We start from the raw sequence: 19223 nt of genomic DNA, 5'->3' as shown, positions 1-19223 counted from the left end.
AAGTCGCTGACCGTGTGGGGCTTTTCCGGCGCATCCTGGCCATGCCCTGTTGAGACGCTCTCTCAGGTCACATCTCGTCTGGCTTGGATAGCTTGGCTGCCGCACGCTTGGCCTTGGCCCTGTTCTTGGCCTGAGCCTCCTTCATCTCGGTCGCGATGGCATCGCTGATGGGCGCCCACGCATTCGTGCCATTGACCAGCCAGTCCATCCCGTATTTCTCCAACAGAGCTCTTTCTTTGGCAGTATTCATGGCCTCACCCGGCGCCATTTCGCCCGACATGTGAAGACCAATTCGGAACATCAACTGCGTGTTGCTGTAGATCATTGAGTCTTCAATACTGCGCCTTACCCCTGGCGGCTCGAAGCATCTTTGGCCACCTTTGTAGTACACACCAAATTCTTTGTACTCGGCAGGCGGGCCCATGATTTCAATATCCGAGTAACGCGACTGTTCACGGTGATAGCTCGGATCCTTGTGCAAAATGGACCACTTTACCTTGCCAACCCATTTTGAGAAGTCCATGCTGGCATAGACAGGGGCAAACAATCTGTTTTCTACAGAGAAGTCTTGCTCAAGCACCCGCTCTTCGGTCATTCCGAAGTTGGTATGAAAATTCTTGAAAACCTCAATAGTCCTAAGCCGAATAGGAACTATTATTCTCGACAAAACAAAACCTCTTTGCCCACCCCTAACGGTTGGAATAGCCACGATGTCGCCCGGGTCGACCGACAATAAAGCCATCATCACTCCTTACATGCACTTTGCTTTTGCAGGCCGTATCGCCATCACCTTCGATGCCGCTCTATAGCTCTTGAAGTGAGCCCGACCACGCTTGTCGGTTCGCGCCTTATTGATGGGCTCAATCACATTTCCAGGAAAACCCGTCTTGGTATTGTATTTTTCCCTACCCGCCTGCTCAAAGCCCTTGGCTTGAGTATAAGTCAGACCACCTTCCGATGTCCCAGGAAGTGGTCTAATCCGTGTCTGACCGTCAACCGCTCGACCTGACGACACATGCCCTGCCAGCCGGTCTTCCAGCGCCCCGCCTGTATGCCCGACGTAGTAGGGAACATCAGAGCCTGGTGCATAGAGTCCGTAGGCTGAATACCCGGGTGCATTCAGGGGCGTAACCGCCCACCCCCACGGATCCACCCACCCCAGCGGATTCGGCCCATACTGGTAGAGGTTGATCCCACCCGCCAGCCCAATCGGGTCCTGGCTGATGAACCTGCCGACGTCCGGATCGTAGTACCTGAAAGTGTTGTAGTACAGCCCGGTTTCGGTATCGGCATACTGCCCTTGCATGCGCAGCGTTTGCGCCTCGGGCTTAAAACGCGGCAGCGCGTAGGGGTTGGGGTCGCGGCCGAGCTGCGGTTGCAGCGCGACGTTGCCCCAGGTCTGGTAACGCGCCTGCCACACGATATGGCCGTCTGAATCGGTCAGCTCTTCCGGTGCGCCCGCGCTGTTGGCGTGGATGTAATACACGCGCGGCTTGAAATTCTGCGGCTGTTGCCGGTAGTCGTGGTCCAGGCCCACGTTCTCGAGTTGGGCCAGGTCGAGTTGCTCGATGCGCGCCAGCGGCACGTAGCTGTCTTGGTCTTCGTAGACATGCGTGGTGAGCTTGGCGCCCACCTGCTCTTGCAGCAGCCGCAGGCCGCTCCAGATGAAGTACGTGGTCCCAAAGTCCCCCGTCTTGGACACTCTTCGCCCCAGCGCGTCGTAGGTAAAACGCACCCGCTGCGTCAGCCCCAGGCGCGTGGTGCTGACTTCGGTGAGCTGGTTGTCTTCGTTCCAGCTCAAGCGCTGCTCGGTGTGGCTGCCGATGCGCTTGTGCACCAGCCGGCCCAGGCCGTCGTACTGGTAGCGCTTGTCTTCGTGCATCAGCACCCGGTTGTGGCGCACGTAGCCTTCGCTGGTGGGGCCGGTCAGCACGATGCCCGGCGGCAGTGGGTTGCTGGCGGCGTCCCACGCAAAGGTTTCGTTCAGCACCGGTTGGGCGGGCGCTGACGGGTCTCGGTTCAGGGCTGCGCTCAGCTCGGCCCGGCTGGGCGCTTCATACGCGTAGCGCTCCTGGCGGATGGGCGGCAGGCTGCGGGCGTTTTGGATGCGGCCGATGGCGTCGTAGCCGTAGTGCACCTCCCCGGCCAACGGGTCGCGGCGGCGGATCAGCTCGGCGTTCGCATCAAAGGCATAGGCCTTGATCAGGTGGTTGGGCTGGCGGTGGATGCTGCGCCGCTGGCCGGCCTGGTGCCACAGGTCCTGGTGACGCAGGTCTTCAAAGCCCACCTCGCCCAGGCGGCTGACCTGGTGCAGCACCCGGCCCATGGCGTCGCGGGTTTTATGGGTGCGCAACTGGCCTTGGCTGCGCAGGATCTCCTGGTGCAGCGCATCGCGCTCGAAGTCGCTGATGGTGTGGCCGTCCAGGTGGATGTGGTGCAGGTGGCCGCTGCCGTAGTACAGGTAGTGCAGCGTCTGGCCCTGGGGCAGCACGGTTTGAATGGTGTTGCCCAGCTCGTCGTGGCTGTGGCGCACGACGCTGTGGCGCCGGTGGCGCGGGGTCTTGGTGGGTGGCTCGCTGGGTGGCGCGGCCGCGTAGTCGAACTGGGTGCTGCGCTCTTCGATCAGGCGGCCCAGCCCGTCGTACGCAAAGCCCAGCACGTCCAGCGGGCGTTGGCCCTGGGGCTCGCTGCCCCAGTCGGGCAGGCGCTCAAAACGTTCGATCTGCAGGAGCTGGTCGAGTGCGCTGTAGTGGTAGACGGTTCGAGTGTGGGCCGTGCGCTTCTGGATGAGTCGGCCGGCAGCATCGCGTTGCAGCTCGATGCGCTGGGCCAGCGTGCCATCGGCCGAGCGGGTTTGCACCACCACGGGCAGGCCCAGCGCATCGAGGTGGTAGTCGGTGCGGATGCCGTCGATGGCGTGCTGGGTGATCAACTGGCCGGCGGCGTCGTGCTCAAAGCGCGTGGGTTGGCCGGCGGCGTCGGTGAGCTGCAGCAGCAGGCCCTGGGCGCTGTGGTCTTGCCGGATGGTCTGGCCCAGGGGGTCGGTGCTGTGGGTGCGCTGGCCCAGCGGGTTGTAGCGGTAGCGGCTGATGTGGCCCAGGGCGTCGGCCTCGGCCGCCAGCTGGCCGCGCTCGTTCCACTGCCAGCGCACGGTGCTGCCGTCGGGCCGGGTGTGGGCGACAGGGCGCGCCAGCGCGTCGGTCTGGAAGGTGTGACGGCTGCCGTCGGCCTGGGTCACCGATTGCAGCGCCCCCCAGGGGCTGTGCGGGTCGTAGCCGTAACGGGTTTGCCGCTGCGAGCAGTCGGTGTGCCGCAGCAGCAGGCCGCGCGGGCTGTGGGCCAACAGGAGCTGGCCGCCCTTGGCGTCGGTGTGGGCGATGACGTGGCCGCGCTCGTCGTAGGCCCAGCGCTCGATGGCCAGCGGGCGGGGGGCCGGTGGGGCCGAGTCCTGGGGCGGCTCCTGCGGCGGCGGCCCCCACGCTTCCTATACGCACAGGTTGCCTTGGCTGTCGTACTGGTACACCGTGCGCGACTGGTCCGGGTGCTGGACGCTCAGCGGCAGCGCCCACTGCGGGTGCCACTGGGTGCGCGTGACGCGCCCCAGGGGGTCGGTGAGGGTGTGGAGGTGGCCGTGTTCGTCGTAGGTCAGGCGAACCGTGGTGTCCAGCGGCGAGGTCAGGCCGGCGAGCTGGCGCTTGTCGCCGTCCCATTGCAGGCGCCAGGGCTGGCCCAGCGCGTCGGCGTAGCGGGTGACGCGGTGCTGGTGGTCCCAGTGCCAGGTCTCCCGGCGGGCGGGCTGGGCGGCGCCGGTGTCGCCCGGGGCAGCGTCGGGGGTGGGCAGGTAGGTGGTGGCGCTGGCGTTGGGGGCCTCCCCTTGCAGGTCATAGTGGATGCGCACCCGCTCGCCCAGCGAGGTGCGCCAGCCGATGACGCGCCAGCCGGTGGGGCCGCCGGCCGCGACCTGCGCCCAGTCGTAGTGCACCTCCAGGCCCTCGGGCAGGCGCTGGAAGTGCATGCGGCCGGCGGCGTCATACGCGAAGCAGCGGGTTGGCTGGCCCGCCGCGTTGCGCACCTCGGTGAGCTGGCCTTGGGCGTCGTACCCGTAGTGCACCAGCGTTTGCACCGGGCAGGCGGCGCCTTGCACCACGCTGGCGTTGCAGTAGTCGATGCGGGTGACGCGACTGGGGTGCTGGCTGAGGTCATACAGCAGGCGCAGCTCCTGGCCGCAGCTGGTGCGCAGGGTGTGCAGGCGCCCGTCGGCACCGTAGGCCAGGTGGTGGGCGTTGTCGTTGGGGTCTTGCAGCAGCAGCGGGCGCAGGGTCTCAGGCGCATCGGGCGCGCCGCCGGGGGCGCCGAAATCGACGACCCAGCCATCGGCCAACTGCAGCACATAGCGGCCATGGCGGCCACCTTCCAGGCAGGCCAGGGTCATGCCTTCTTGCGGCAGCACGAACTTTTGTTGTTCGGCCAATGCGGGCAGGGGTATGGCGCGGCCGGCGGCGTCGATCAGCGTGTGCGGGCTGTCCGGCGGGCGCGGCCCGGAGGGCAGATCGCTGCGATCAGCGTCGTTGAGCCGCAGCTCCATGTCGTACAGGGTGCTCCAGCCCTGGCCGAACAGGCCGCTGCTGCGGGTGGTCAGCGAGTTGTAGTGCCGCACCCAGGCCAGGGGCATGGCGGCCGGCATTTCAAAGTCGGTGTCGTGCTCACCGTTCAACACCTTGGCGCCGCTGGGCATGTGCACCGGGTGGCCCTTGAGACCGTTGAGCCCATCGGCCACGGCCTGGCTGAGGCCGGTGGTCGACACCAGCTTGTCGGCCGCCATGCCCATGAGGGCGTTGCCGGCAAAGCAGATGATTCTTTGCGCGAGCGCGCCTCTGCCACGTATGGCCTGGCACACGGCCAGGGCATAGCCCAGGTATCTGGAGACGGCACTCAACCAGGGCGGCAATCCGTCGCCAATTTCCAGCACCGTGACCTGGCCACCGCCGATGCCCACATTGCCCTTGCGGCCGGGGTTGACGCTGAGCACGGCCCCGCATTCGGTTTTGTCGCCGACGCGGGCGGCCGGGTGGCTGTTGATGAACACGTTGCCGCTGCCTTGCGCGATGCGCGGGCGCGGCACCGACGGGTGGTCGCTGCATTGCACTTCATCGGCCTTCGCGCGTGCGGCGGCCTTGCTGTTGATGCGCACGTCGGGCGAGCCGGTGACGATCAAGCCCTTGACGACGCCGGGCAGCATCTTGTCGATCGCCGCGTGAATGGGCGCTGTGAGCGATTCGTCCAGCCCTTTGCCTGTGATGCTTTGTGCCACGCCGTCGGCCACGGCGCCAAAAACCGCGCCCACCACGGCACCCAGCACCAACGCGCCCAAGCCACCGGTGCCCACCACGAAAACGGCCGCCGCCCCGATGGCCATACCCGTGAGCAAACCCACGCCGAAGGTGGTGGCCACCTTCAAAACATTGGCGATCAGGCCCGAATGCTTGATCTCGTCGTGCAAGGTGGCGGCGGCTGGAATGGACATGGTGCAAGGTGGTGGGGCGAAATCGACGGAAACTCAAGATCAGGTTTTGAGGGTGTTCATCATCTGGCGCCAGACCTTGCGCATGTCATCGGTGATGGCCGCGCCACTGCTGAGCGTGAGCACCAGCACATTGGGTTTTTTCAGCGCCACCATGGCCTGTAATTGATGGAGCTTTTTGCCGCCCTGCGAAAACTCGGTCTGTATGCAGGCAATGGGTTCCTGGCCCTGGATGTTGTCTCGTTCGGTGAACGGCTTGTAGGTAAACCCCTTGGTTTGCCGCTGCGCCAGCTTGATTTGCCGTGCGAATGATTCCTGCAGCGTCTCGGTGCCCAGCAGTTGGTCGCGGTTGGCAATGATCTGGTAAGGCACGCCGGTGGCGGCATCGGCCACGGTGAGGATGTTGACGCTGCGGTCCAGTTGAACAGGGGGCAGGTCGCACTGAAAGTCTTGGGCGGTATACATGAGCGTGTGGTGTCAGGGTTTGAACAGGGTGGCCGGCCAGCGACTCAGTCGGGATTGATGTCTACCTGCTGCGGCCCGACGATTTCGATGTTGCCGTCGACGATGACGATGGTGCTGCTGCCCACCTTGAGCGTGATTCGCGTGGCCGCCTCGATGAAAATTTCCCCCTCGGCACTGACCATGGTGATGTCGCTTTTCACGACATTGGTCTGCGTTTTTTGAACGGTGACGGTACGGTCGCCGCCAATGCTTTCAACGTGGTTGCCGCCCACGGATTCGCTGCGGTCGGCACCAATGGTGGTCAGCTCGTTGTTGTCGACTTTTTTGCTGCGGTTGTGGCCCACCCAGTGGCTTTCGTCATGCTCCACCTCGGCGCGCAGGTTGCGCTCGGCATGCAGCCACACCTCTTCTTTGCCTTTCATGTCTTCAAACCGCAGGGCATTGGCGTTGGCGGTTCCGCCGCGCTCCGTGGAACGGGTGAGCACACCGCTTTGGGTCTGGTTGGCGGGCAACGGCCACGGCGGCATGTGCAAGGCGTTGTAAACAGCCCCCAGCACGATGGGGCGATCGGGGTCGCCGTTTTCAAAATCGACGATGACTTCCTGGCCTACACGCGGCACAGAAATGCCGCCAAAACCATTGCCGGCATGGGTGGTGGCCACACGCACCCAGCACGACGATCTTTCGTCCTTGGGGCAGTAGCGGTTCCAGTGGAAGCTGACTTTGATGCGGCCGTACGAATCGGTGTAGATTTCGCGCCCGGCCGGGCCGGTGACGGTGGCGGTTTGCGGGCCGTGGGTGCGCGGTTTGAGCACACGGCCGAACTCGTCGGTCTGGGTGGTGAGGCGGAAGTTGTCGCCGGACGGCAGCACGCTGAACTCCGAGCGGCAGGTGTATTCCGGCGCAAAACCACTGCTGCTGGCGTTGCTCACGTCTTCCAGCTCAAAAGCCTGCGATATCAGCAGGTAATCGCCGTTGGATTTTGCGTTGGGGTGGCCGCTGAGCGAAAACGTGGTGCCCACGGCCAGACCGCGCAGCATGCCGGCGCCCTGCGCGCGCTGGCCGGGGCTGCCGGCTTCTTCCATGCGAATGCGGGTGAGGTGCCGGGCTCGGTCTTCCTGTTCGGCCACGGCGGGTTTTTGCCCGTTGGTGTTGACGATGTCGCTGGGCCAGCTGAAGCGCTCGCGGTCGGCATGACCGGTTTGGCGCGGCTTGGCGCTGACGGCCTGCCAGTCGGACTTGGGCGCGCGAAAGTCGTAGTCCTGCGTCACCCAGCGGCCGCTTTGCAGGCTGTGCACGGCCTCAAAGCGCTCGACATATTCTTCGTCGATTTTGTGCCCGGGCGGGTAATAGCGCAGGCTGGCGTAGCGGCCATCCGCCACACGGTGGGGGCCGGGTTCATCCACCAGCACCAGGCGGTGCACCGAGTCGCTGTGCTCGAAGAAGAAGTAGATACCCCACTCGGCCATCAGGCGCACGATGAAGGCGTAATCGTCTTCACCGTACTGCACCTGAAAATCCAGTTTGGGGTAGCGGTTCAGCGTGCGGTCGACGTGCGAAAACGGATAGCCGTCCAAAACCTCGCGCACAATCTCCAGCACGCTTTTGTTTTGAAATATCCTGAAGTCGGAGCTTCGTTTGGCCAGGGCCAGCCAGGGCTCGATCACGAACTCATACACGCCACGCCTGTCATGCGCCGCCACAAAGCGAGCGCGTGTCACTAGGCCGCTGATCTGGCGCCGCCCCTGGTCCACCTCCAGGTCCACCGTCAACTCTTTGCCCAGCAGGGCCTTGTAGTCGACATTGGCACTGACCAAGCTGGTGAGAAAAGGCAGGTCAGGCGTGATGGCGCGGACATGGTATTCAAACAGCTCACCCAGGGACTCATACCCGCGGATGGAGCGAAACTCCAGTGCTGAAATGCCTGCCAAGGATGGCATGGCGGCACTCATCAAATTGGCAACGTGAGGCATCAAGAGTCACCCGGAAGGTGTTGAAAACAGGGCCGCGACGGCGGCTTTGTGAGCCAGACAGCAAAATCATTCACCACCATCCATTGCGGCCCAAGACCACCTTTCTGTAGTAGTCTTTATTGGCCTGCATGGAGAAAAGAAAAGGTCCGAAGAAGTTGGCCAACCTGTCCGCCAGGGCTACACCATCAAAAGCGAAATCAATCACATTCACCACCACCACCGTGATAAGAAACAAGGTAAGGCCTTTTCGCCACATCCCTTTTGCGATGAAGTAAAAGGGCATAAACATAAATGCCAGAACATTGAAGTTCACCTTGAAGCGCTCCATCCTGCTGAGCGACTTGAAGTTCGGCAGGGCCGGGCCGCCCGCCTTTTCGATGAGGGCAAACTTCTTTTTCCAACCTTCCGAAAGTTCGATTGCGCTGGCTTCCATGTAGTTCTCCTTGAATCCCTGCAAACACTCGTCCTGGCGCGGGCAGGGAAACTACGCCAGAATCGTCATGCGGCGCGAAGCCGACTTTCGTTAACCGCGTTGGCGGCCTCACCCCGGGGTTTCAGTCGTCCTGATCCCAGGCCCGCAGCAGTTCCGCGGGAATCATGTGAGCGACCTCGGAAAACCGTTTGCCCCACATGCGTTCGGCCTGCTTGATGAGCACGCCCACCGGGCTGCTGGGCTCGTGGGTTTCCACCCAGGCGCGCACCTGGGCGAGTGCGGCGCGCACCTGCTCGCGGCTTTGCGGGCTGGCGCTGGCGTTGAACCCGGCGGCAGGGGGCGTGGCAGCGATGCCCTCGGTGGGCGGGGGCAAGGCCTGCGGCGGCGGCCCGGCGGGCGGTGCGGTGGCAGCAGGCGGCGCCGGGTCGGCGGTGGCGGCGGCAGCAGCGGGCGTGGCCGTGCCGGCCGCATCGAGGCAGCCGGGCACGGGCAGCAAGGGCGTGTCACCCATCAGCAGCGGCTGCAGCAGCCGGCTCAAGGCCTGCAACGCAGGGGCGTCGTCGCGCAGCTGGCTATCGACCCACTGCTGCAGGTGCTGCACGCAGGCGGCGCAGGCTTGCAGGGTCATCAGCTGCGGATCGCGGCGCTGGCGCAGCTCCTGCAATTGCCGCTGCACGGCCTCGGGCTCAGGCGCGGTGGGCAGGCGCGGCACGGCCAGGGCGCGTTCCACGTCGCGCACCGTGAGCCGGTGCATGCTGCTGCCGACGATGACGATGTTGCGCACATCGTCGAGCAGGCCTTCGGGGTCGCACAGCGCGGCCAGCGCGTTGGCCCGCACCAGAGGGTCGTGCTCGCCCTCGATCACCAACTGCGGGTGCAGGCTGTCGCCAAAACGCTCGCAGCACTGCTGCAGTGCGCTGAGGCCCTGCAACAGGCCGCCGGCGCCCGCTTGCCGGGTGCGGCTGCGCGCCCACCAGATGAGCACCGTGATGTCCTTGCTGCGCAGCATCAGCCGGCGGGCGTCGCGCTCGATGTCCTTCCACTCGGGCTCGGTGCTGCTGTTCTTGAACTGGCCGTACTGCACTTCCGCCCGCGGCGCCAGGCGCGCGGCCAGCACGGCGTACTCGGGGTCGTATTCCAGCCAGGGGCCGCTGGGCGCTTCGGGGCCGATGGGGGCCAGCCACTCGGCGGGGATGTCCACGCGCACGGGGCTGGGCGCCATGGCGTGGGCGACGGCCTGGATGATTTTCTGCAGGGGGTTGTTCATGGCGCGATGGGGGGTGAAGCCTCGGGTTCCACAAGGGCCGTTCAGGCGGCGGCCTTTTTCATAGGGCGCAGGTACTGCTCGGGCTGCATCACGAGGCCGGTGACGTGGCGGCGGCCCTGGCGCTCGTCCTTGCCGAGCCAGCTCGAGCAGCCGAGCAAGGCGCCGTCGCCCAGCACGCAGGGGGGCGCCGAGTCGGCCAGCAACAGCAGCTCGACCTCCCACTCGTACTCCAGCCCGATGAAGCTGCGCACCAGTTCCACCAGGGCGGGCAGGTCCTGGCCATTGCCCTCGCCTTCTGGCGTCAGGCGCAGGTAGCCGGGCAGGTCGAGCGGGCCGATCTGCAGCCGAAAGCGGCTCTGGCGGTCGGGGATGTACTCGCCGGCCACGGCGCCCTGCCCCAGCACGCCGGAAGCGCGCGGGTGGTCGAGCTGGGTCTGGTCCACGGTGTCCAGCGGCACCCAGTGCAGCTGGAACTCGCACAGCCGCACGGGCACGCCGAAGTAGCGCGACAGGCTGCTGACCAGGCCATCGGGGTCGCGCGCGCTGCGGATGCGGTGCGCGCTGCTGGCCCAGCGGGCATGCGGCGCCAGCGCACTGGCCTGCACTTCGGCGGGTTCGTCGCCGGCCAGGCGGGCGACGTATCGGGTGAAGGTTTCGTCGCCGGCGCGGTCCAGCCCGGCGGCCGACTGCGCTTGTGCCCAGGCCCGGTAGAAGTGGCTGAGGTAGCGGTGGTGGAACAGGTCGATGAAGTGCGCCAGGGTGTCGTCGCGCCGCGACTCGCTGCGCTCACGCACCCGTTCGGTCATGTGCAGGGGCAAGGGGCCGTTGGGCCCGAGCACGCCGAGGCCGAAGACGCGCAGCTGCGCCGGCCTGCCGGGCGCCAGCGTGACGCTGGCCAGCTCGCGCGGCGCGAAGGCCAGGCTGGCCTGCTGGCCCAGCCGGTGCCCCTCCTGCTGCGGGCGCTGGGCCAGGCCCACGGGCGGTGCGCCGCACTGCCGGGACTCGTGCGCGGCCAGCCTGCGCAGCAGGCCCAGGAACTGGTGGCGCCAGGGGGTGTGGCTGGCGTCCTGCAGCGCCAGCGGCCATGCCGGCGCCGGCTCGCCGGCCTGCGGCGCGGCGGCAGGCGACGCAACGTCCGGCACCTCGGCGCGCGGCGCGGCAGCGTCGTCCGGCGGCGCCATCACACCCCTCCCCGCTGACCCATGCGCACGGGCCAATGCGCCACTTCACCGCGCTGCATGCTGTGCAGCCGCGTCTGCACGAAGGTGTTGATGGCCACGTGGCGGGCCAGGTAGTGCTCCAGCACCAGGCCGAACAGGTAGGGGCTGATGCCGCTGAAGCCGTCTTCGTCCACGGTGAGCCTGCATTCCACGCCGCGGCCGTACACCAGCGGCCCGACGCCGGGCAGGCGCCGCGTGACGGGCCGCAGCGCACTGGCCATGAGGCTGTTGACCTGCTGCTGGGCCACCGTGTCGTCCTGCTGCACGAACAGGCGCAGCATGTCGCGCAGGGCCTGGGCGCCCTCGCGCTCGTCCATCTCGTGCAGGGGCAGGTAATTGAAGCCCAGCTGCCGGATGAGGCGCCACGCCAGTTCGCCTTCCGCAAACGGCGGTTGCGGTGCCGAAGGGGGGCGTATCAGGCCGATGGCCTTCACCGGCAGCGATTCGGCCGTCTTCAGGTCGTCGAGGCCGTTGCGCGGCACCAGCCTGGGCAGGTCGCGGTTGGTCACCAGCGCCTGCACGCTGAGGTAGCGCAGGTCTTCGCTGTACGGCGCCTCGTGCTGGTCCACCAGGCTGATGAACACCTCGGTGCCGGTGTAGGAGGTGCGTGTGCCGTACCTGCGGGTGCTGCCGGGCACCAGGCGCGGCTCGCGCCGCACCGAGAAGTAGCGCCCGTGGTTGCCCTCGTCATGGTTCAAGGTCTGGTACAGCGGCCGGAACACGGCGTCCGACGTGCTGCCGCCGAGCTGGCCTTGCAGCTCCTTGACGGCGAACACCTCGAAGTCCAGCGGACGCGAACGGTCCGGCACCAGATGAATCTCGGTGTGGCTGGCAGGCAGTTCCAGGCGATCGGTGCGGTGCTCGAACAGGTTGATGACCGGGGTGCAATGCAGCGCGAACTGCTCGGCCTGCACCACGCCGGCCAGCGCGGTGGTACTGCGTGACAGCAGGATGACGATCTCGGCTTCACGGCCCTCGATGCGGGCCAGGCCCGGAGCCAGGTGTTGCAGGGCGAAGAAGTAAAAGCGGCTGGGGCAGGCGAAGTACTCGTGCAGCAGGTTGTGCCCGAACCAGCTGTTCCAGTGCAGCGGCAGCATGCTTTGCGCGGGGCTGAGGCCTTCATGCACCAGAGCACCGTCGGTGACCACCTGCGGCCGCTCGGCCATGCGGCCCGGCTCGCCGACCAGGCTGGCCACGGCACCCGCATGCAGCAACTCGAACAGGTGCGAAGCCACCTGCTCCTGGCCGCACAGGTAGACGGGCAACCGGTCGAGCCCCTGCAGATCGCGGAACGACATCTCGCCCTGCAGCCGCAGGCGCAGGCGCAAGGCCCCCTGCACCTGCACATGCGGCGGCAGGTAGCGGTCGGGCGCGGGAATGTCGGGCGGCACGCCGGTCAGGCGGGCCTGCACGACCTCCAGCGGCCACAACGCTACGTCCTGCGTGGTGCGGAACTGGCAGGCGGTGGCTTCACCGTCTGCCACCTTGGAGAACAGGGCCGTGCCGCGGGGCACCAGGTAGCCCTTGCGGTGATCGCCCTCGGTGGCCTGCGGGTGCAGCTGGGCCACGGCCATGGCGGGCGTGGGGCTGACGTAGTTGGGGTAGACGACTTCCAGCAAGCGCTGGGTGAAGCGCGGAAACTCGGCATCGAGCTTGATGCGCATGCGCGCCGACATGAAGCTGAACGACTCGATCAGCCGCTCGACATAGGGGTCGGCCACCTCCTGACCCTGCATGCCCAGCCGGCGAGCGATCTTGGGGTGCATCTGGGCAAACTCGCCCGCGCTCTCGCGCATGTAGAGCAGCTCTTCGTTGTAGTAGCGCAGCAGTTGGGGATGCATGGGGGGGCTCTCGCGGCAGGGGCTCAGCGGGGCCGCAGTTCGATGCGGCTGTTTTCGAGGTCGACCGCGCTTTGCACGGTGAACTCGATCGGGTACGGGCTCATGCGGATGTGGCCCGTGATCTCGAAGACGAGCACGTTGTAGTGGTGCCGCGCCTTCTCCTTGAGCAGGGGGCGCACTTGCAGGGTGTCGGGCGCCAACCGCGGCTCAAAGCGGAGGATGGCCGTGCGGATCATTTGTTCGATCTCGTCCCAGCGCTTGCCGGACAGGTAGCCTCCGGCCAACGCAGGCACGCCGTAGTTCACGCACGAGGCGGCGGCCAGCGGGTGGTCTTGCTCGGACACCACCTCGGAGTGGTCGGTGGTGTTGAGCAGCAGCGCCAGATCGCGCAGCACGATGTCGCGCAGGCGGGCGCGGCTGGCGGTGTAGGCGTCGGGCGCCTCGCTGTCCTCGGAAGGCGCGTCGTCGCAGAGGCGATCGAACAAGGTGGGCAGGTACACCGCCTCGCGCTGCCGCGCGGCGGCCTCGGGCGGCAGGGTCGAGGGCAAGGCGCGTGCGCCGGGATGCTTGTTCATCGTCATGGGGCTTTCTCGTCAGGCGGCGGCTGGCGCAGCTCGGTGCCCAGGGGCACGGCGCTGTCGAGCGAGATGCCGTGATGCTCCAGGCGGGTGAGCGAAGGCAGGCGCTCATGGCGCTGCGTTCGCGCCCAACCTGCCGGCGCAAAGAGGTGCAGCACGTTCGGCGGCTCGCCTTGCGCAAAAAGGTCGACGGGGCCGTGCGCATCGAGTTGCGACAGCACCGCCTCGATGCTGTCGTTCTGGCCCAGCAGGTGGGCCAGCGGGCTCTTGGCCTCTTCTGCGTCCTTGAGTTGGTCGAAGGCGTCGACGCGGTGGGTGACCTCTTCCAGGCTCAGGTGGGCCCACTCTTCGTCGTCCCGCAACGCCGCATCCGGCGATTGCAGGCGCTGCAGGTAGCGTTGGTGCCATTGGTCCAGCAGCTCGTCTTCGCGGCGGGCGGGTGCGGCTGTGATGGCGGCGATGGCGGGGGCGTCGGCCGGCTGCCCGTCCTGACGCCCCAGCAGATCGACCAGGCTGGCGGGCGCGGCCGAAGCGGGACGCAGCAGCGGCGGCCCCTGGCGATGCGGCGCATCTGCCAGCCGGGTCAAGTCCAGGTCCGCCAGCGGTGCGGCGGCGGCCGGGTCACAGGCCACCGGGCTGGCCGGGGTATCGGCATCGGGCGGCCGGCCATCCAGCTCCAGCCGGTACAAGCCGACGTCCAGCACGTCGCCCTGCTGCAACCACACCAGTTGCTGCGGTGGCAGCCATTGACCATTGAGGCTGCAACGCAGCTCTTGGCAACGGTGCTCCACCGCGACGGCGCTGGCTTCCAGGCCCCAGGCGCGATGGAAGCGCACCTGGGCCTCGTCGGCCAGCGGCTGCAGGGGCAGTGCCAGATCTTCGAGCAGCGCAGACAAGCAGACCTGATCCTGCCCGTCCGGCCACGGCCATGACAGGTCCAGCGCCTGTCCCTGGCAGCGCGTCAGGCGCCACAAGACACCGGTCTGGAGGCTCAGGCGTTCGGTCATGTGCGCCCCCACAGCTGCATCAGGCTGGTGGCCGCCTGCACATAGCCGCCTTGCGCGTCCTGCGTCCAGAAGGCGGCCACCGGGTCGGTGCGTCGCAGCACCCGGTCGGGCCAGTCGGCCCACGGCAGGTGGTAGACACCGCGCAGCCCACGGGCCGGATCGTCCTCGCGCTCAGGGCCCATCAGTGCGTCGACACGGCGCGGGTCCGGCGCAGCAACTGGCGCGCCCCACCACTGCGCCAGGCCAGGTGCCTGCAGCTGCCACAGGCCATCGAGTTGCGTGAGCCATTGGCTCCACACGGTGTCGGCCCTCGCAGCGCGCCAGGCCAGGCGCGCCCACCCATGGAGCAGCGTGCGGCCATCGGCCGCTGCAGGCTGGCGCCACAGCCGGTGCATCCACGCGGGGCTGACCTTCTGGTAGACGATCAGCGGACAGGCGCGGCCCACTTTGTCGGTGGACGCGACCAGCACGCCTTGCACGAACTGCGAAGGTGCAAACGGCAGCCGGCCCGGCGGCATCACGAAAGCGATGGGCACCTCGTGCAGGCGGCGCACGGTGGGCACCGCGTCCAGTTGCACCCAGCGCTGCCCCGGCGACTTGGGCTTGTTCGCGGAAGGGGTGGGCTGGGGGCGCAGCGGCCACACCTGCTCCACCCAGCGCTGCCAGGCTTCACGTTCCGCCACGGCTGCCCGGTGGCTGACGAAGTCGCCTTGCGTGGGCACCTTGCCCCAGACGGCCGGCGGGGCCACGCCCACGCGCTGGTTGATCGCGCGCCTGAGCTGCGCCTTGAGGTCGGTCCAGCGCATCAGAGGCTCCGGCCCGGGCAGCTGAAGTTGCGCAGCAGCGTGCTGTTGAACGGGCTGGGGCCGGCGCTGCCGATGTCGAGCACGGCGCGTCGGTTGTCGAAGCTGAACTCCGCCAGCACACGCCCCGGCTGGGTGCCGGGCGACAGCTTGGCGCGCTCCACCAGCCGCAACCAGGACCACGGGCCGCGCGCCGCCAGCGTGGAGGTTTCGGGCCTGATGCGCGGCTGGGCCACCAGCTCGGCCATGGTGCCGCCACGCGGCCCCGGCCAGGCCAGCGGCAGCGCCTGGATGGCGCCGTGGGCATAGCGCTGCACCTGTCCGTCGAAGTCGATCACCCATTCGGTGACGGAGGCGTCCAGCGACACGACCCGGTAGTCGCCGCGCCAGGCCATGCGCTTGCCTTCGTTCTCGCGGAAGAACATGTCGCGGATCTGGCCCACCTGGGCAAAGGCATCGGGGTTGGGGCCGCTGGCGGCCAGCAGCTTGAGCAGCTCCCCTTGCAAGGTGGGGCCTGCGGCCGGGCCGGGCGGAGCGTCACCCGGGCCCAGGCCGTCACCGGCGGCGGCCAGGTTCACGCTGCCGGGCGACTTGTAGCGCCAGGGCCGGGCGCTGGTGTCCACCAAAGGCGCCAGGTACTTGCGGAAGTACTCGTCCGCCGCACCGCCCGCGGCAAAGAAGGCATTGAAGTCCTCGGCCGAGACCTCCTGCGCGCTGTTGGCAAAGGGGTAGCGGCCGGCCAGCAGGCGCTGGCAGGGCTCGGCCACGTTCAAGCTCAGCAGGCCGAGCAGCCGGTCCATCTGCGCCTGCGCCTGGTTGCGCAGGATGGACGCGGCGCCCTGCTGCACCTTGTCCGATCCGCTGGCGCTGAGGTCCATCAGCACTTCACGCAGCGGCGCCGGCATTTTCCCGGCCTCGATGCGCAGCTTGGTGGCCGCCTCGGCACCCGCCGGCGGCAGGCTGCCGGCACTGAGCGCCGTGTCTGCCACCACCAGCACGGTGTAGTACTCGTTGAGCACGCTGGTCATGCTCTCCAGGCCCGCCCTGCCGCTGGCGGCCATGGCCGCGCCTTCACCGCGGCCGGTTACCACCTCACGCAGGGCGGAGAACTTCTCGTCCACCTCCTGGCGTTCCATGCGGGCTTCGGGGCGCACGCCCAGCGCCGCACCGGCCTTGGCCTGCTGCTGGGCGAGCTGGTCGCCCGCCTTCTCGAAGATCGACTTCTCCTCGGCCTTGTTCTCCATCACCAGCGGCCTGGACAAGGTGGTTTCGCGGGCGGCAGCGCGGGCCAGCCGGACCAGCGGCGAATCCGCGGCGGCCAGTTGGCGCAGGATGCTCAGGTCGTAGGCCAGGGTGCCGGACTTGTCAGAGCGCACCAGCCGAACGTCGTCCAGGAAGCGCGCCCAGTGCCCGGCGTACTCCGCCAGAAACAGCCGCCGCACCTCGGCCTCCAGCGCCCGGTGGTCGGCCTTCTGCGGGTCGGTGGTGGCGGTGTCGCCACCCATGCGCTGCCCCATCACCCAGGCATCGTCCTGCTGGGCCCAGGTCAAGGTCTGGGCGAGTTGCTTGGCAAAGACCTCGTGATAGCCCTCATAGGTGAACAGCCCCGGCACGCCCTGCTCCAGGCTGCCCCCCGATGCCAGGCTGAACAAGGTGCCCGCCTGCGGCCCCAGCGCACGAACCAGGCTGAAGGCCTGCGGTGCCTGCGCCTGCGCCGCGGTGCGCACCCGCACGTACAGCCGCTCGCTGCGCGACTGCTTGTCCAGGTAGCTGCGCACCTCCTGCACCAGGGCGCTGTTGGCCACCGACAGCGACTGCACGGGCCGCCGACCGGCGAAGAGCCATTCCAGATGGCCCACCATGGCGGCGCTGTTGCCCAGCCGCTGCGAGAGTGACTCCGCCTGCCCCTGCCAGGCCTGCTTGATCCATTGCCGCACGTCACGGGCATGGTCGGGCGACTGCATGTACTGCTTCGCGTCATGCAGCAGCAGGTACACCCGCAAGGTCTGGTAGGCCTGCTCGGCATCATCGGCCGCCACCGATTGGCGCAGCACCTGCTCCATGTGCGCCGTGACCTGCGGCAGCACCAGGCGGTCGAGCAATTGGCCATAGCCCTGATCGGCCGCCGCCGCGATGGGGCCTGCGCTGTACAACCCGTACTGGAACGACAGATCCGGCGAAGCCAGGTTCAGACCATCCACGCGCGGCAGGTCTTGCGCCAGGTCGAGCACCTTCTCGGTACGCGCCGTGTTGGGCTCGCGCAGCCAATCCTTCATCTGCCGGGTCAGGGTCTCGGTCTTCTCACTGATCGCTTGCAGGTAGGCCTGGTTGTTGCGCAGGCTCAGCGCCAACGCGCCGGACAGCCACACGAAGGCGAGCAGCACGACGCCATGCCCGATCCAGCGCAGCAGCCGCATGCGGGTTTCCCAACGCAGGTTGGGTTGCACCAGATGCGCCTCGGCCATCACCACCTTTTCCAGCAGGTCGGAAAGGAAGAAGCTGCGGCGGCTCATCTGCGGCGGCTTGGAGCCTCCCAAACCCACGGTGTGGCCCAGGCTGCGAACGGCTTCGCGCAGGCGCACCGACAGCGCCTGCGGTTGGGCCACCATCTCCTGCCCGGGCTGCACCGCGCTGCACAGGTACACACCCCGCAGCGTGGGTTGAACCTGCGTGGTGTCGTAGCGCGAGTCGGCAAACACCTGGGCCACCAGCGTCTGCACCGGCGCCATCAGCCCCTGCAGTTCATGGGGCAGCACATAGAGCGACTGCCGGTCTTCCACCCGGAACTCTTCCTGCAGCCGCATCGCCACGCCGGCGCGGATGCGCTCGATCAGGGCCGCGAACTCACGGCCCACCCACAGCGCCAGCGACTGGCCACTGTCGGGCAGGCTGTCTGGTGCGTCCCCACCGTTGGCGGTGGTCGATCGGCCCGACTGCTTGCGCTTGGCGGCCTTGCGGCGTTGGGCGTCGTCCATCCACGGCAAGGTGAAGCCCCACACCTGGCGGCGTGCCTCGGAGGTGAGGCCGTTGAAGTACGCCGGAAAGCCGCGCAGCACGTCGGCCTTGGCCAGCAGCAGGTAGACGGGGAAGCGGATGCCCAGGTGGGTGCGCAACTCTTCCAGCCGCGCCCGCAACTGCGCGGCCAGGGCCGTGCGCTGCAGTTCATCGGCGCGCAGCAGCTCGGCCACGTCCACCACCAGCAAGGCACCGTTGATCGGCGCCCGTGGGCGCACCTGGCGCAGCACGCCCAGAAAGCCGCGCCACTCGGCGGCGTGCACGGCGGCGGCCTGTTCGTCGGCCTGGGGCGCCTGCTCGGTGTAACGCCCCGCGGTGTCCAGGAACACGGCCTCGTTGGTCAGCCACCAGTCGCAGTTCTGGGTGCCGGTGGCGCGCTCCAGCGTCATGCGGGCGCTGGCGGCGCCCATCTGGTCGGGCAGCGGAAAGCGCAGGCCGGCGTTGAGCACCAGCGAGGACTTGCCCGCCCCGGGCTGCCCGATCAGCATGTACCAGGGCAGCTCGTACAGGTAGCGCTTGCCCTCGACCACGCGCCGCAGGCCCGACCAGATGCTGCCCGTGCCGCCGGCCATCGTGCGCTGCATCTGGCGAAGCTGGCTCACCGCCTGGCGGGCGCGGTCGGCCAGGTGGCGGATCTCTTCGCGCGCCAGCGCGGGCTGGGCCCCTTCTCGATGCAGCCACCGCTGCAACAGCTGGTCATCGCGCTGCAAGGCGCGGTAGAGCTTGTACAGCCCCCACACCAACAGCAGCACCAGCACCAGGCCCATGGCCAGCACCCGCGCCCACACAGGCGCCAACGGATGCAAGGGCCCGAAAGCCAGCAGCGGCCCGCCGTGCCAGATGAGCAGGCACAACGCCGACGCACCGATGACGGTCCAGGCCACGGCCGCCGGCAGCTCCAGCGCCCAGGACAACAGGCCCGCCAACAGCAGCAGGATCACACCCAGGCGCACCGCCACCGAGCCCAGCGGCTTGATCTCGCCCACCGCGACGAACGGTCCGAGGAACCAGACGACGGCCGACACCACCAGCAGCGCCAACAACGCCAGCAACGCCCGGAACACCGGGCCCTTGAAGAAGTCTTTCATCACACTGCTCCC

The 19223-nt window shown here is 67.5% G+C and carries 13 protein-coding genes; all 13 read right to left on the bottom strand.

Annotated features, from left to right (window positions below):
- Positions 1–67: 67 nt before the first annotated feature.
- Complete coding sequence (locus MW290_RS12705; protein WP_250195019.1) at positions 68–742, bottom strand: hypothetical protein; 675 nt, start codon at positions 740–742, stop codon at positions 68–70.
- Positions 743–751: 9 nt separating this feature from the next.
- Positions 752–3343: an RHS repeat-associated core domain-containing protein gene (locus tag MW290_RS12700; protein WP_250195018.1), complete on the bottom strand. Its 2592-nt coding sequence runs from the start codon at positions 3341–3343 to the stop codon at positions 752–754.
- A 141-nt stretch (positions 3344–3484) separates the two neighbouring features.
- Positions 3485–5524 carry a PAAR domain-containing protein gene (locus tag MW290_RS12695; protein ID WP_250195017.1) on the bottom strand — a complete coding sequence of 680 codons (2040 nt, stop codon included), beginning with the start codon at positions 5522–5524 and terminating at the stop codon, positions 3485–3487.
- Positions 5525–5563: 39 nt separating this feature from the next.
- Complete coding sequence (locus tag MW290_RS12690; protein ID WP_250195016.1) at positions 5564–5986, bottom strand: DcrB-related protein; 423 nt, start codon at positions 5984–5986, stop codon at positions 5564–5566.
- 44 nt (positions 5987–6030) lie between these two features.
- Entirely contained in the window at positions 6031–7938 is a 1908-nt protein-coding gene (locus tag MW290_RS12685) for a type VI secretion system Vgr family protein (protein ID WP_250195015.1), read from the bottom strand.
- Between the two features lie 91 nt (positions 7939–8029).
- Positions 8030–8392, bottom strand: coding sequence for a DUF2628 domain-containing protein (locus MW290_RS12680; RefSeq protein WP_250195014.1), 363 nt, complete (start codon positions 8390–8392; stop codon positions 8030–8032).
- A gap of 121 nt (positions 8393–8513) precedes the next feature.
- Positions 8514–9659, bottom strand: coding sequence for a type VI secretion system protein TssA (locus MW290_RS12675; RefSeq protein WP_250195013.1), 1146 nt, complete (start codon positions 9657–9659; stop codon positions 8514–8516).
- A gap of 41 nt (positions 9660–9700) precedes the next feature.
- Positions 9701–10840 carry a type VI secretion system baseplate subunit TssG gene (gene tssG, locus MW290_RS12670; RefSeq protein ID WP_250195012.1) on the bottom strand — a complete coding sequence of 380 codons (1140 nt, stop codon included), beginning with the start codon at positions 10838–10840 and terminating at the stop codon, positions 9701–9703.
- The gene (tssF, locus tag MW290_RS12665; protein ID WP_250195011.1) at positions 10840–12720 is read right to left on the bottom strand and encodes a type VI secretion system baseplate subunit TssF; all 1881 of its coding nucleotides are present in this window, start codon (positions 12718–12720) and stop codon (positions 10840–10842) included. Before tssF ends, tssG begins: the two co-directional genes overlap by 1 nt.
- Before the next feature lie 23 nt (positions 12721–12743).
- Positions 12744–13295 carry a type VI secretion system baseplate subunit TssE gene (gene tssE, locus MW290_RS12660; protein ID WP_250195010.1) on the bottom strand — a complete coding sequence of 184 codons (552 nt, stop codon included), beginning with the start codon at positions 13293–13295 and terminating at the stop codon, positions 12744–12746.
- A gap of 2 nt (positions 13296–13297) precedes the next feature.
- A complete protein-coding gene (locus MW290_RS12655) occupies positions 13298–14194 on the bottom strand; it encodes a TagK domain-containing protein (RefSeq protein ID WP_250195009.1) in 897 nt (298 codons plus the stop codon).
- 107 nt (positions 14195–14301) lie between these two features.
- Entirely contained in the window at positions 14302–15111 is an 810-nt protein-coding gene (locus MW290_RS12650; RefSeq protein ID WP_250195008.1) for a TagF domain-containing protein, read from the bottom strand.
- Complete coding sequence (gene tssM / locus MW290_RS12645) at positions 15111–19211, bottom strand: type VI secretion system membrane subunit TssM (protein WP_250195007.1); 4101 nt, start codon at positions 19209–19211, stop codon at positions 15111–15113. The genes MW290_RS12650 and tssM overlap by 1 nt, the downstream gene beginning before the upstream one ends.
- Positions 19212–19223: the final 12 nt, after the last annotated feature.

Origin of the sequence: Aquincola tertiaricarbonis (genome assembly GCF_023573145.1) — a bacterium.
In the GTDB taxonomy this organism is placed as follows: domain Bacteria; phylum Pseudomonadota; class Gammaproteobacteria; order Burkholderiales; family Burkholderiaceae_C; genus Aquincola; species Aquincola tertiaricarbonis_B.
The sequence above is the reverse complement of the archived record's forward strand: the minus strand, read 5'-3'. Positions and strand labels throughout refer to the sequence as shown.